Annotated in this window: 14 protein-coding genes and 1 pseudogene; 8 read left to right on the top strand and 7 right to left on the bottom strand. The window is 71.0% G+C overall.

Annotated features, from left to right (window positions below; genetic code table 11):
• Positions 1-100 precede the first annotated feature (100 nt).
• From Acy02nite_RS07735 to purU, 5 genes are all read left to right on the top strand, one after another.
• On the top strand, positions 101-913 hold the full coding sequence (locus tag Acy02nite_RS07735; RefSeq protein ID WP_239174415.1) for a rhamnogalacturonan acetylesterase: 813 nt from the start codon (positions 101-103) through the stop codon (positions 911-913).
• Positions 914-1036: 123 nt separating this feature from the next.
• On the top strand, positions 1037-2257 hold the full coding sequence (locus Acy02nite_RS07730; RefSeq protein WP_203739135.1) for an inorganic phosphate transporter: 1221 nt from the start codon (positions 1037-1039) through the stop codon (positions 2255-2257).
• A 13-nt stretch (positions 2258-2270) separates the two neighbouring features.
• Positions 2271-2585 (top strand): hypothetical protein, encoded by a 315-nt coding sequence (locus Acy02nite_RS07725; RefSeq protein WP_203739134.1) that lies wholly within the window; start codon positions 2271-2273, stop codon positions 2583-2585.
• Positions 2586-2598: 13 nt separating this feature from the next.
• Entirely contained in the window at positions 2599-2919 is a 321-nt protein-coding gene (locus Acy02nite_RS07720; protein WP_203739133.1) for a DUF3349 domain-containing protein, read from the top strand.
• A 301-nt stretch (positions 2920-3220) separates the two neighbouring features.
• Positions 3221-4126 carry a formyltetrahydrofolate deformylase gene (gene purU / locus Acy02nite_RS07715; protein ID WP_203739132.1) on the top strand — a complete coding sequence of 302 codons (906 nt, stop codon included), beginning with the start codon at positions 3221-3223 and terminating at the stop codon, positions 4124-4126.
• 720 nt (positions 4127-4846) lie between these two features.
• On the opposite strand, the gene Acy02nite_RS07710 is transcribed toward purU, so the two are convergent.
• From Acy02nite_RS07710 to Acy02nite_RS07700, 3 genes are all read right to left on the bottom strand, one after another.
• Positions 4847-5608 (bottom strand): SGNH/GDSL hydrolase family protein, encoded by a 762-nt coding sequence (locus Acy02nite_RS07710; RefSeq protein WP_203739131.1) that lies wholly within the window; start codon positions 5606-5608, stop codon positions 4847-4849.
• Between the two features lie 43 nt (positions 5609-5651).
• Positions 5652-6824 (bottom strand): MFS transporter, encoded by a 1173-nt coding sequence (locus Acy02nite_RS07705; protein ID WP_203739130.1) that lies wholly within the window; start codon positions 6822-6824, stop codon positions 5652-5654.
• 140 nt (positions 6825-6964) lie between these two features.
• Positions 6965-8068, bottom strand: a complete 1104-nt coding sequence (locus Acy02nite_RS07700) for a hypothetical protein (protein WP_239174413.1) — start codon at positions 8066-8068, stop codon at positions 6965-6967.
• A gap of 4 nt (positions 8069-8072) precedes the next feature.
• On the opposite strand from Acy02nite_RS07700, the gene Acy02nite_RS46370 reads away from it, so the two are divergent.
• Positions 8073-8369, top strand: a complete 297-nt coding sequence (locus Acy02nite_RS46370) for a hypothetical protein (RefSeq protein WP_239174411.1) — start codon at positions 8073-8075, stop codon at positions 8367-8369.
• Positions 8370-8480: 111 nt separating this feature from the next.
• Here the strand turns inward: Acy02nite_RS46370 and Acy02nite_RS07695 are convergent, their stop codons facing one another.
• From Acy02nite_RS07695 to Acy02nite_RS07685, 3 genes are all read right to left on the bottom strand, one after another.
• Positions 8481-9422, bottom strand: coding sequence for a sulfotransferase (locus tag Acy02nite_RS07695; protein ID WP_203739128.1), 942 nt, complete (start codon positions 9420-9422; stop codon positions 8481-8483).
• Positions 9423-9714: 292 nt separating this feature from the next.
• Positions 9715-10305 (bottom strand): TetR/AcrR family transcriptional regulator, encoded by a 591-nt coding sequence (locus tag Acy02nite_RS07690; RefSeq protein WP_203739127.1) that lies wholly within the window; start codon positions 10303-10305, stop codon positions 9715-9717.
• Positions 10306-10422: 117 nt separating this feature from the next.
• Entirely contained in the window at positions 10423-11268 is an 846-nt protein-coding gene (locus Acy02nite_RS07685; protein WP_203739126.1) for a helix-turn-helix transcriptional regulator, read from the bottom strand.
• 87 nt (positions 11269-11355) lie between these two features.
• Here Acy02nite_RS07685 and Acy02nite_RS07680 point away from each other — a divergent pair, with 87 nt between their 5' ends.
• Entirely contained in the window at positions 11356-12417 is a 1062-nt protein-coding gene (locus Acy02nite_RS07680) for an aldo/keto reductase (RefSeq protein ID WP_203739125.1), read from the top strand.
• Here the strand turns inward: Acy02nite_RS07680 and Acy02nite_RS07675 are convergent.
• On the bottom strand, positions 12403-13206 hold the full coding sequence (locus tag Acy02nite_RS07675) for a polysaccharide deacetylase family protein (RefSeq protein WP_203739124.1): 804 nt from the start codon (positions 13204-13206) through the stop codon (positions 12403-12405). The genes Acy02nite_RS07680 and Acy02nite_RS07675 overlap by 15 nt on opposite strands.
• Positions 13207-13353: 147 nt before the next feature.
• On the opposite strand from Acy02nite_RS07675, the pseudogene Acy02nite_RS07670 reads away from it, so the two are divergent.
• Positions 13354-13905, top strand: a pseudogene (locus Acy02nite_RS07670) (GNAT family N-acetyltransferase).
• Positions 13906-13946 lie beyond the last annotated feature (41 nt).

The raw sequence follows: 13946 nt of genomic DNA, 5'->3' as shown, positions 1-13946 counted from the left end.
ACAGAGATCCGAATCAACGTCTTCACCATGAGGAAAGCGCTTGCCTACATCGACGGTCGCTGATTGGATGGCGGTCATGACGCTTGATCGGAGAACCCTCTTGCGCGCATCCCTCGGCGGCGCGGCCGCCGGCGTACTGGGCGCACCCGTCGCAGCCTCGGCCTCCTCCGCGGGCCGGCGGCGCACCACCGTCTTCGTGGCCGGCGACTCCACCGCCGCGACGTACGCGATCGCCGACATCCCCCGGGCCGGCTGGGGCCAGGCCCTGCCGGTCTTCCTGCGGCACGACGTCGCCGTGGTCAACGGCGCCCTCTCCGGCGCCAGCTCGAAGAGCTTCGCCGACCTGGGCCGCCTCGATCTGATCCTGGACGCGATCCGCCCCGGCGACACGCTGCTGGTCTCGTTCGGTCACAACGACGAGAAGATCGAGGACCCGGCGCGCGGGACCGACCCGTGGACCACGTTCCAGGACTATCTGCGGCTCTACCTGGACGGGGCGCGGGCGGCCCGGGCGCACCCGATCCTGGTCACCCCGGTGGAGCGGCGCCGGTTCACCGCCGACGGCGTGCCGTACCTGTCGCACGGCGAATACCCCGACGCCATGCGCGCTCTCGCGAAGGACACCCGGACACCGCTGATCGACCTCACCGCGCTCTCCTTCGCGCTGTGGTCGAAGCTGGGCCCGGAGGCCACCAAGGACCATTTCCTCTGGCTCGACGCGGGCGTTTCGCCGAATTACCCGGGCGGGGTCGCCGACAACACGCATTTCCAGGCGCACGGCGCCATCGAGGTGGCCCGGCTCGTGGTGACCGCGGGTTGTACGATTCCTGGCCGCGACAACCGGGCTCTTCACGACCCGTCCATCCCGGACGACGTGCTGACCTGGCCGGTGAGCAGGCCCGCCGAGAGCTGAAACCCGATGGCAGCGGAATAACTGGTTAACCTGTTCATTCACGCGGGCCAATCAGCCACGAAATCTGTATAACCGGTCGCCGCAGGCTGGATAGTCACCCGGAACGGGGTAGACGATTTTCCCGTGACCGAAACAACCGTGGTCCTCATCCTCGTGGTCATCACCGCCCTCGGATTCGATTTCACCAACGGCTTCCACGACACGGCCAACGCGATGGCGACCTCGATCGCCACCGGCGCGCTGCGTCCCAAGGTGGCTGTGCTCCTGTCCGCCGTGCTCAACCTGGTCGGCGCGTTCCTCTCCGTCGAGGTCGCGCTCACCGTCACGAACGCGGTGGTCAAGATCCAGAACAGTGACGGCACACCCAAACCGGAACTCCTGGCCGACGGTGGCCAGGCACTGTTGCTGATCGTGCTGGCCGGCCTGGTCGGCGGCATCCTCTGGAACCTGCTGACCTGGCTGCTCGGCCTCCCCTCGAGCTCCTCGCACGCGCTGTTCGGCGGCCTGATCGGCTCCGCCGTCGCCGGCCTCGGCTGGGCCGGCGTCAAGTGGAACGGCGACGGCTCCAAGCTCGACGGCGTCGTCGGCAAGGTGCTGCTGCCCGCCGTCATGTCGCCGGTCATCGCCGGCGTGATCGCCGCGGTCGGCACCTGGGTCATCTACCGGGTCACTCTCGGGGTGGCCGCGCGGTTCACCGAGAACGGCTTCCGGTGGGGCCAGATCGGCTCGGCCTCGCTGGTCTCGCTCGCCCACGGCACCAACGACGCGCAGAAGACCATGGGTGTCATCACGCTCGCGCTGATCGCCAGCGGCGAGTGGACCGACACCAAGAACATCCCGCTGTGGGTCAAGATCTCGTGTGCTCTCGCGATCGCGCTCGGCACCTACCTGGGCGGCTGGCGGATCATCCGGACGCTGGGCAAGGGCCTGGTCGAGATCTCCTCGCCGCAGGGCATGGCGGCCGAGTCGTCCTCGGCCGCGGTGATCCTCGCCTCCAGCCACCTCGGGTTCGCGCTCTCCACCACGCACGTGGCGACCGGCTCGATCCTCGGCTCCGGCGTCGGGAAACCGGGCGCGAAGGTGCGCTGGGCGGTCGCCGGCCGCATGGTAGCGGCGTGGCTGATCACGCTGCCGGCCGCCGCGGTCGCCGGCGCGGTCATGTGGTGGATCGGTGACCTGATCGGCGGGCTCGGCGGCGCGCTGGTCGTGTTCGCGATCCTGGCCGGGCTGGCCACCTACATGTTCATCAGGTCGCGCCGCCAGCCGGTCGACCACAACAACGTCAACGACGAGTGGGACGCCCCGGCCACCCGGCCCCGGGCCACCGCCGGCGCGGCGAGCTGAGAGGACAGGAATCGTGCACAACCTGACCCTGGCCTTCGAGGGCGCCTGGAAGGTGCTGCTCGCCGGTCTGATCCTGGGCGCCGGGCTGCCCGCCGTCTTCGCCCTCGGCATCCGCTCGCTCGCCTACGGCGCGGGAGGCGACGCCGAGGTGCACGCGACCGGCACAACCGGGCCGAAGGCACGCCCGATCGGTACCGTCGGTGGGTACGCCGCGTTCGCCGTCGTGCTGCTCGGCATCGCGCTGGGTATCACGTTCGTGGTGGCGACCGGCTTCGGCAAGGCGCTCAGCTTCGAGCACATCTACCCGACCATCGTCGACAAGCACTGAGGCGGAGACGACAGTGAGCGAACAACGGTCGAACTTCGTCACCCGCGCCGTGGGGTGGCTCCGCGCCGGTTATCCGGACGGCGTGCCGCGGCAGGACTACGTGGTCCTGCTGGGCCTGCTGCGCCGCAAACTGACCGAGGACGAGGTCCGCAAGATCGCGCAGGAACTGGCCGCTCAGGCGCAGATCGGCGACGGCCCGATCACCGGCGCCGAGATCGAGGACATGATCAGCCAGACGATGCTGCAGGAGGCCACCCCGGCCGACGTGGTCCGGGTCTCCGCCCACCTGGCCGCCGGCGGCTGGCCGCTGGCAGATCCACCGGCCGCCGACTGAAGGTGATCGAGCAGGACCCGGATGCCGCCCACGGACGGCATCCGGGTCCTTGCGCTGTGGACAGGGCCCGGGCCGCCCGGTCCCCCTCCGGACCCGGCGGTATTCACACTGCTCGCGGCGGTTCTCCACGGCGCGCTGCCGGTCGTACGGGCGATTGTCGCCGTTCGGACCGTCTTGCAGTCCCGGACGGTGGACCCGAGGCCCCGGGACCGGCCCGGTTACGGAAGAATCGCAGCTCGGATCTTGTAATGCCAGTTCAGCAGACTTTGTAGTGCTTGCTCAGCAGAGAGGAGGACCCGACGTGACGGTGACCCAGAACGCACCCGCGGTCCACGCACAACCCGGGCCCACCGACAACCAGGCCGTCCTGATCGTGCACGGCAAGGACCGCACCGGGATCGTCGCCGCGATCAGCGCGGTGCTCGGCAAGCACGACGCCAACATCGTGTCGCTCGACCAGTACTCGGACAATCCGCACGGCGGCGCGTTCTTCCAGCGCACGGTCTTCGCGCTGGACCACCTCAAGGCCCGGCTCCCCCAGGTCGAGCTCGACCTGCAGGCCAAGCTCGCCGAGGGCTTCGAGCTGGAGTACACGCTGCGCGACCTGTCCGTCCCGAAGCGGGTGGCGATCTTCGCCTCGAAGGACGACCACTGCCTGCTCGACCTGCTCTGGCGCCACCGCCGCGGCGAGCTGCCGATCAACGTCTCGATGGTGATCTCCAACCACGCGGACACCGCCAACGAGGTCCGATTCTTCGGCGTCCCGTTCTTCCACGTGCCGTCCGCCGGGCCGGACAAGTCCGCCGCCGAGGCGCAACACCTCCAGCTGCTGCAGGGCAACGTCGACTTCATCGTGCTCGCCCGCTACATGCAGATTCTCAGCGGCAACTTCATCGAACGCGTCGGCGTGCCGATCATCAACATCCACCACAGCTTCCTGCCGTCGTTCATCGGCGCCGGCCCCTACGCCAAGGCCAAGGCCCGCGGGGTGAAACTGGTCGGCGCGACCGCCCACTACGTGACCGAGGACCTGGACGAGGGACCGATCATCGAGCAGGACGTGGTACGCGTTTCCCACGCCGACACCGTCGCCGACCTGCAGCGACGCGGGGCAGACGTGGAGCGGGCGGTGCTGTCCCGCGCGGTGCGGTGGCACAGCGAGGACCGGGTCATCCGCCACGAGAACCACACCATCGTCTTCGCCTGATCCACAGCCCAGCCCGGCGTCCCCTGCCGTTCCACCAACGGCCGGTCACGGGGTCACGGCGGTCACGGTCGGTGACCCAGGCGGCGTGCGCTTTCGGTCTCCGTGACTGCCGCCGCTCGCCGTCGCCGGCTGGGCACGGTTGCTCGCCAGGCGGCGTGGGCGCTGGTCACCGCGACTGCCGCCGCTCGCCCTCGCTGCCTGGTTGCTGTCGTCCCGCCAGGTGGGCAGTGGTCCCGGAGGTTGGGCGCGGCACGCCCCGGCTGGCACTCAGGGTTGTATCCCGGCCCTGATACAACCGTGAGCACCAGCCGAGCCCGACCAGCTGGTGCTCAGGGTTCTTTCCCGGCCGGGATTACAACCGTCAGCACCAGCCGGAGGCTCGCGCGAACCGCCTGCCGAGCCCCGCTCCGGCCCGCCCTGACCCCAACCGCCGCGGAGCCCGAGCTGCGGCAGCCAGCGCAACCCGGCACCCACCCCGCATGGCAGCCAAGCCCAGCCACCAACCGAACGTGAGCGGCGGCAACCAGCGCAACCCGGCACATCCCGGCCAGGCCCCAGCCACCAACCGGGAGCAAGCGAGCCAAGCGGCGCGAAGCCGGTCACCAGGCGGAAGCCGGTCACCAGGCGGAAGCCGGGCGGGCGGGAGCCGGGCGGGCGGGAGCCGGGCGGGCGGGAGCCGGGCGGGCGGGAGTAAAACAAAGAGGCCAGGCGGGCCAGGGGTCAGGCGGGCTGGGTGGCGGGGACTGAGATCCAGTTCGTGTACTTGCCCGTGCGGTTGTCGCCCGACGACTGCCCGCGCAGCCGGCGCTGGACCCACGGCAGCACGTGCTCCCGGTAGTACCGCGCCTCGGCCAGCAGCCCACTCCCGGCCGACGGCCCGGGATCGATCACGTGCGCCGGCGTCGGGTGGCCGAGAGCGGTCAGCACGTGACTGGCCACTCGCCGGTGGCCGGCGGCGTTCAGGTGGAGGCGGTCGGCGGACCAGTATCCGGCGCGCTGGATCTCCTGGTCGTGGAACATGTCGACGAAGGTCACGCCGTCACGCGCGGCGAACGGGGCGACCGCGGCGGTCAGCGCCTCGCCTTTGCGCCGCATCGAGCTGCCGAACGGCAGCCGCGCGGACGGGTCGGCGCCGGAGAGCAGCAGCACGTGGATGCCCTCGGCGAGGCAGCGCCCGATGGCTTTCTCGGTCATCGCGACCAGGGTTTTCAGGTCGCCGCCGGGGCGCATCATGTCGTTGCCGCCGCCGTTGAGGGACAGCAGCGTCGGTTTGGGGTCGAGCGCGAGCGCGGCGTCGAGCTGGTCGGTGACGATCGGCTGGAGCAGGCGGCCGCGGATGGCCAGGTTGGCGTACCGGATCGGCTCGCCGAGGCCGGCGGCGAGACCCGCGGCGACCAGGTCGGCCCAGCCCCGTTCGCTGCCGTCCGGCTGGGTGTCGCCCATCCCCTCGGTGAAACTGTCCCCGATCGCGACATAACGCATTCCCGAACTCCCACCGGTCGCACCCCGATTGATCAGCCTCAGACTAGCCAGCGGGCGCGGCGGCCCGGTGGGCTTGCGGCGACCCGGTGATCCACGACTCGCCGGCGAGCACGACCAGCGCGGCGGCGACCAGGAGGCCACCGGCCAGTGGGGTGGCGCGGGCGCCCCACGCCTCGAGGATTCCGGCGCCGAGCAGCGAGCCGCCCGCGATGCCGACGTTGAATGCGACGGAGTTGCCGGCGGACGCCATGTCGGTGCTGCCCGGAGCGACCTCCAGGACCCGGTTCTGCAGCGCGGGCGCGAGCGCGCCGAGACCGAAACCGGTCACCGCGGCCAGGACGGCGGTGACCGGTTTCGACGAGGCCGCCGAGTAGGAGGCGAACAGCGCGGCGGCCAGCAGCACGACCGGGGCGATGATCGCGCCGCGTTGCCAGCGGTCGGTGGCGGCGCCGCCCGCGGCGATCCCGGCGAAGTCGGCGACACCGCGGGCGAGGAGCAGCGGGCCGAGCGTGGCCGCCGCGAACCCGGTCACCGCGGTCAGGAACAGCTCGGTGTAGGTGAACGCGGTGTACACCCCGGCGGTGGCCAGCGCGGTGACGACGACCACCACGGCGTAGCGCCGCGCGTCCGGAGTGGTGCCGGTCGCCGCGTGGGAATTGCTCACCTCGATCTCCGGCATCATGAAGATCAGCATTGTGTACGCCGTGAGCGCCAGCCCCGCGAGCGCCAGGAACGCCACCCGCCACCCGTGCTGCTGCCCGATCCACGTCCCGGCGGGCACGCCGAGCATCGGGCCGAGCGACCCTCCGGCGAAGACTGCCGCGTTCACCCGGCCCCGGATCCGCACCTCGAACATCGCCGACGCGATCGGCCCGACGACCGCCCAGAACACAGCCTGGGACAGGGCGACGACGAGCCGGAGGCCGAACAGGACCGGATAGCTGGGCGCGGCGGCCGTGGCGACCGTCGACACCACGAGCACCGCGAGCAGCGTGGCGACCAGGCGACGGCGCGGAACCCGGCGGGTCGCCCAGGTCAGCGGGAAGGTGACGACGCAGACGGCGACCGCGTAACCGGTGACGAGCAGGCCGGCCGACGACGCGGAGACACCGAGGTCGCCGGAGATCAGCGAGAGCAGGCCGATCGGGAGCGTCTCGGTGGCCGCGTAGCAGAACGCGGAGACGGCCAGGGCCGCCAGCGCACCGACAGCCGACATCGCAGCCCCCTCCGCAACCGGACCCGGCCCACTTTAACGAAGATCGATCGATGGGAGTGCTCACGGCGTACCCCCGCAATCGGAGCAAAAGCCGGAGCGGCCCGGCGGCGAACCGGCGGGCCGTCGAGGGGTGTGAGGGTTCAGCTCAGCGGGAGCACGCGGGCGATCGTGACGGAGGAGCCGGAGCTGCCGGCGGCCGGGTAGGCGACGCTGCCGTCCGGGTAGGCCTTGAACGCCGTGTAGTTGTGGTCCTTCGCGGCGATGGTGAACTTCGCGCCGGCCGTCTTGCCGGTGCCGGAGTCGTAGGCCTGCGCGGCGATCGCCGACCCGGACTGCCAGGTCAGCAGCATCCGCCCGGTGCCGTACGTGACCAGGTGCGGGTGGCTGGTCGCCGCCCCGGTGCTGACCGTCTTGTCGGACTTGGCGCTGGTGAAGTGCTCGAGCCGGGTCTTGCCGCCCTGGCTCCACGCCGTCCAGTAGCCGCTCGACTTCGCCAGCACCAGGTCACCGCCGAAGAGCGTCCCGTCGCAGGTGCCCGCCGCGACGGTCCGATACGGATTCGGGCGCGCGATCCGGCAGTTGTTGTCGGTCGCGCAGACCGTCACGTAGTGGCCGGTACGCGGGTCCCACACGATCCGTGACGTCCAGGCGTGGCTGCATCCGACCTCGAACGCGTCCTTGTGCCCGCTGACGAGGGCTCCGCCGGCGCTGACGACCTGCATGCGGTCGCCCTCGTGGATGTCCGAGCAGCTCCCGTTACGGACCGTGATCGCGACCCCGAAGTACGCCGCGAACGTCTTTCCGTCCGTCGCGAGCCGCCCGTGGTGCTGGTACCACCAGGTGAACCGGGCGCCGTCGTCGTACCCGGCGCGGCTGCTCGTCAGGTTCGTGACCTGGCGTTCCCAGACGAGTTTGCCGGACGTGTCGAAGCGGATCAGGTGCGTCGTGTTGCACGGGCTGGACGTGCCGCCGCACAGCGGGGTGTCGCCGCAGTCGCCCTTGCGGGTGAGCAGCAGCACGCCGCCGTCCTTGTCGGCCTGCACGTCCTGCAGGTCGATGCCGGTGAAGCCGGTCGGTGTGCCGGTCAGCTTGTCGTCGCAGCCCAGGTGCCCGAGGTAGACCTTGCCGTTCGTGCCGAGCCAGGCGAGCCAGGAGCCGCCGTCGGGCCGGGCCGCGATCGCCATCGGCAGCTTGTCGGTGTCCCCTTCCGCGCCGTAACCGGTGACCGCCGAGGGCAGCTTCACCGCGGTGACCTCGGTGACCGGCTTGGCCGACGCGGGACGGCCGCAGACGCCGGTGGCCGCCGCCGGGGGCGCGACCGATGCGCTGGGCGCGACGGACCCGCTCGGGGCGGCGGACCCTGGAACGCCTGGGGGCGCCGAGCCGGTGGTGCCGGAGGAGGCGGACGCATCGGCCGCGACCGGGGTGGCGGAGGTCGTGGAGTCCGATGTCGAGCACGCGCCGGCGGTGAGGGCGAGGGCCACGGCCGTCGCCGCCGTCACCCACCTCATGCTGATTTTCCGCATCGTCTTAAGCATTTCCTAAGGGGAATCTAAATCGTCCTTGAACCGCGATCGGGGATTATCGCGGGGGCCAGACTTTACCGGTTCACCCATTGATCGGAAACACTCGGGCCGCCAGGGCCCTTTTCGGCCTTCAGGAGAGTCTGGCCGGACGATTCGGGCGACTCGTACGGGTGCGATAGCCGTACCGGTGCAGCAGGGGCAGCGCCAGCGCCGTCGCCGTCAGGCGTGGCCCCGCGGCCTGTTCGTCGCGCCAGCGGTCGTCGGCGCGCAGCGCGACCTCGCCGGTGCGGAAACGCCCCGGGTTCCCGGCGATCGTGTGGTTGGTGTCGAGCCGCACCGTGGTGTCGTCGGTGAACGGCCCACCGGCGGTGTCCATCCTGGTGAACGCGAGCAGCCCCTCGATCGTCTCGCGCGGTGCGGCCGCGAAGTCCTCGTAGCGCAGCAGGCGGTACCGGCCGTCATAGGCGCCGGCCAGCCGCTCGGCGAGCGCGTTGCGGACCAGCCAGTGCATGGTGCTGGCGGCCGGCGCCTCCTGGTGCGTGATCGCCGTCCTCGCGCGGTCGGCCTGGCTGGCCCGCATCCAGGAATGCGTCACCGCGCGCGGGTCACGGATCATGTGCAGCAGGTACGGCTCGATCCCGGGCATGCCGGGCAGCAGCGCGGCCGCGGACGGCACCTTCGACGAATCGACGATCAGCCGCGCGCCGGTGACCTCGGCGATCGCGTGGTAGAGGCGGTTGGTGACCTGCCGGTACTCCTCCGCCTCCGGGCTGGCGTCCGGGCCGGTCAGCCCCGGGGTGTGGCGGACCCGGACCGCTTCCCGCTGCAGGCGCGCGATGTGCTCCGGGCACGGGCGGTCGGCGCCGAACGCCACGTCCAGAATGGTGATCCACAGCTCACAGCGGGTGAAGACCAGACCGCATCCACATTTGCGCCCCTCGATAAGACCGCGGCTCCACAGATAGAAGAGCTCACCGGTGGAGAAGACGCCGTCGTACGAATTCAGGATGTTGTCGACAATGGTGGTGCCGCTGCGGCCCCACCCGGCGATATACATAACCTTTAACGACATGTTGCAGAATCGTTCAGAGAGTCGGTTAACGGGAGATGAACGAAGGGCGGCCGAAGGGTGTTCGGGACCTCGGAGGTCTCTATGCCTTCCTGTGGTTCCTGAGAGCGTGTGACCACGCCGGGGCGGCCGGGACTCATCGACTTCCTCCAGACAGGGGCGAACTCGAACTCAGTATCACTATTGCACGCTTTTAAACTGACATTTCCGTTTTATCGCATCATCGCTGAGCTGTAGTGGGTAACGCACGTCCGGAGTCGAGGACGCGGGCACGGAGGCGCGAAAGGCGCGGAGACTACGCTCGGAGGTAATTCATGAATGCGGACAAATGCACCGAAACATCTACATTCTCGTCGTAGAGCCACTGCGCCTGAAGGCCCTCGATCAGCGCCACCAGCTGCCGGGCCACCACCTCCGGATCCAGCCCGGCCCGCAAGCGGCCCCGATCCCGCTCCAGCTCCAGCAACTCCTGGACGTCGGCATGGAACCGCTGCTCACGCCGCCGCACGAACTCGTGCACCGGGTGATCCGGCGCGATCCCCTCCGCCAGCAGCGTCGCGTCCAGGTGGACCACCCCGCGCCGCGCCGCGTTGCGCCGGATCACCTCGGGCACCCCGTCGAACAGGCCCTTCTCGCGCAGCACCTGCTCGCGCCACGGCCTGTCCCGCCGCTCGCGCTCCTCCAGCACCGCCTCCAGCAACGCGGCCGTGGTGCCGAAGTGGTAGCGCAGCGAGACGTGCGTGGTCCCGAGCTCCTCCGCGAGCTGCCGCAGCGAGAACCGGCGGAACCCCTTCTCGGCGAACACGGCCAGCGCCGCGTCGACGATCTCGGCGCGCTTGCGCTCACCGTTCGCATAGGCGGCGCGTTTCCGTGCGGTCTCGGACATCTGCCCTGCCAGGCTCACGGTCGGCGGTGGCCGACACGCTATCCCAAAGCCCGATCAACCCCAAGGCCCACGATCTTCCCGGTACGGCGTGAGCCTCCGGCCCCGGCGGCAGAAGGGTCAGACCCGCAGGGCCGTCGCCGAGCTCGCCAGCAGGCGCAACGCCGCCTCCGACGGTGAGCCCTCCTCGACGGTGTGCACGACCAGCGCCTGGTCCGGGTCGTCGGGCAGGCGCAGCGCCTCGAAGCCGAGCTCCAGGCGGCCGACGACCGGGTGCCGATAGACGTACTCGCCGTGGGTCTTGTCCTTGAGGCCGTGCTCCCCCCAGGCCGCACGGAACACCGGGCTCGCCGCCAGCAGCTCCTCGACCAGCGCCGCCGTCCGTGGATCGTCCGGGTGGCGCGCCACGTCGAGCCGCAGGTAGCCGGCCACGTCACGGACCTTCGCCGGCCAGTCCTCGTAGAGGCGGCGGATCCCCTCGTCGAGCAGCACGAGCCGGGCCATGTTGCGCTGCCCGGGCGTGGCCGCCCCGAAGTCGGTGAGCAGCGCGGCGGCCACCTCGTTCCAGGCCAGGACGTCGGCGGCACGGCCGATCACGTACGCCGGAACGTCGCCGACCGACCGCAGCAGCCGCAGCAACCCGGGCCGCACCACCTGCCGTTCCCGCGGTCGTCCGGCCGGGACCGGACGGGCCAGCCGGTACAGGTGGGCGCGCTCGACCGGGTCGAGTCGCAGCGCGCGGGCCACCGCGTCCAGCACCGACTCGGAGAAGTGCAGCGTGCGGCCCTGCTCCAGGCGTACGTAGTGATCGACGCTGACCCCCGCGAGCAGTGCCAGCTCCTCGCGCCGCAACCCCGGCACCCGCCGCTGCCCGCCACCACCCGCCAGCCCCAGCTCGTCCGGGCTGAGCCGGGCCCGCCGGGAGCGCAGGAACTCGCCGAGCTGGGCACGCCGGTCCAGGGTCATGCCGGCCATTATCGCCCGGACGGTCGCGCCGTGGCTGGTCACCACGTGCCCTGGATGCCGTCCGTGAACCGGCTCAGAGTCGACGTCATGACGACGACTACCCGCATGCTCGGCATCACCGGCATGGAACTCTCGGCGACCGGGCTCGGCGCCTGGGTGATGGGCGGCAGCGACTGGCAGTACGCGTGGGGACCGCAGGACGACGCCGACTCGATCGCCACGGTGCACCGCGCTGTCGAGTCCGGGGTGAACTGGATCGACACGGCCGCCGCGTACGGCCTGGGCCACTCCGAGGACGTGGTGGGCCGGGCGGTGGCCGCACTGCCTCAGGCCGACCGGCCGTACCTGTTCACCAAGACCGGCCTGGTCTGGGACGACCCGGCACGGCGGGCCGCCCCGCCGCGACGGCTGATGACGGCGGCCGCCGTCCGCCGGGAGCTGGAGGCCTCGCTGCGCCGGCTGCGCACCGACCACATCGACCTCTACCAGGTGCACTGGCCGGGCGACGGCCGGCTGCTGACCTTCGACGCGGACGACGCCGCCGAGCCGGTGGGCGCGACCGAGCTGGAGGAGTACTGGCAGACCATGGCCCACCTGCGGACCGAGGGGAAGGTACGGGCGATCGGGCTGTCCAACCATGGCGTCGCGGAGCTGGACCGGGCCGAGAAGGTGGCGCACGTCGACGCGATCCAGCCGCCGTTCTCCGCCCTGGTCCGGCACACCGCCGGCGAGATCGCCTGGAGCGGGGCGCACGGCACCGGCGTGATCGTCTACCAGCCGATGCACTCCGGGCTGCTGACCGGCGCGTTCGACGAGGCCCGGGTGGCGGCGCTGCCGGCGGACGACTGGCGGCACGCGCACCCCGACTTCACCGTGAACCTGCGGCGGAACCTGCGGGTCGTCGACGCGCTCCGGGCGGTCGCCGGGCGGCACGGGGTGCCGGTGGCCGCGGTCGCGGTGGCCTGGACGCTCGCCTGGCCCGGCGTGACCGGCGCGATCGTCGGCGCCCGCCGGCCCGATCAGATCGCCGGTTGGCTGCCCGGCGCCTCGCTGACCCTGACCGGAACCGAGCTGGACGAGATCGCGGCCGCGATCACCGCCGCCGGGGCGGGCGACGGCCCGGCCCGGCCGCCCTCACTGCTTCGCTGATCTCGGCGAGCTGCCCGCCGCGATCAGCTCGGGCACGGTGACCATCCGGAAGCCACGCTTGCGCAAACCGTCGAACATCGTGGCCAAACCCTGGATGGTCACCAGCCGCCGGTCGTCGCCCTCGTCGTGGGCCAGCAGGATCGAGCCGGGCCGGACCGAGTCGATGATGTCCTTCGCCTGGCCCATCGGGTCGTCGTGGAACATCTTCTCGCGCATCGCCTTGGACCAGAGGACCACGTCGTAGCCAAGCTTGTCGGCGGCCAGCATGGTGGAGCCGCCGATGTGCCCGAACGGCGGCCGCAACAGGGTGACCGGCCGGCCGAACTGCCGTTCGATCTCGTCCTGGGTGCGGCCCAGCGACTCCAGCACACCGTTGAGGTCGAGCGTGGCCAGGTCGTCGTGGTTCCACGAGTGGTTGCCGATGGCGTGCCGGTCCATCCGGCCGCGGACCAGGTCGGCATTGCGCCGCAGCCGGTCGCCGACCATGAAGAAGGTGGCCGGCACGTCCGCGGCGTCCAGCGCGTCGAGGACCATCGGCGTCCAGTGCGGCGACGGGCCGTCGTCGAAGGTGAACGCGACGAGCGGCTCGGTCGTCTCCACGTAGTAGTGGACCGCGACGCCCGCGTGGTGCACGGCGTCGAGCACGTCCGCCGCGGCCGCGTAACCGCCGGCCACCGGAAGATCGTCCAGGCCGAGCCAGTGCGGGAGCTCACGAGCGCCATACGCCCCGGCGGCGATCCCGGCGGCGCCGGCCAGGGCGGTGCGCAGGACCGCCCGCCGGCTCACCATCGGGAGGATTCCGGCGGACGGACACGCTTCGCATCTGGCGCCATGGTCAAACCCCCGTAAGCCCGGCATGAAGTCACCGGATTCTGTCTCACCGTGTCAAGTCCGCAGGGTCGACGACTGGCTGCATAAGCCCCGGCCTGGTACGAAGTGGACGTGCCTGAGTCACCGAAATCACCCGACCGGACCGCTCTGACCACCCCTCGGCTGCTGCTGCGCCAGTGGCGCGACGACGACCTCGACGCGTTCGCGGCGTTCACCGCCGACCCCGAGGTGATGCGCTACATCCACGACGGCAGCACGCTCGACCGGGCCCGGACCGCCGAGCGCATCGCCCTCTAGCAGCGGCACTGGGACGAGCACGGCTTCGGGCTGTACGCGGTGGAGCTGCGGGACACCGGTGAGCTGATCGGCTTCACCGGGCTGGCGGTGCCGCTGTTCCTGCCCGAGGTCCTGCCCGCGGTCGAGATCGGGTGGCGGCTGGGACGGCCGTACTGGGGAAAGGGTCTCGCCACCGAGGCGGCCCGAGCCGTGGTCGGCCGGGCGCGCACCGGATTCGGCCTGAAACGTCTGGTCAGCATCCACATCGCCGGTAACGAGGCATCCGCCCGGGTGATGGTGAAACTGGGCATGAGGCTGGACCGCGAGACCGTTCAGCCGGACACCGGTCGTCCGCTCCGGGTCTACGCCCTGGACCTCTGACCAGGGCGCGGGGACCCCCGGTCGGAGGACGCGCCGGTCGA

Source organism: Actinoplanes cyaneus, assembly GCF_016862095.1.
Taxonomy (GTDB): domain Bacteria; phylum Actinomycetota; class Actinomycetes; order Mycobacteriales; family Micromonosporaceae; genus Actinoplanes; species Actinoplanes cyaneus.
The sequence above is the reverse complement of the archived record's forward strand: the minus strand, read 5'-3'. Positions and strand labels throughout refer to the sequence as shown.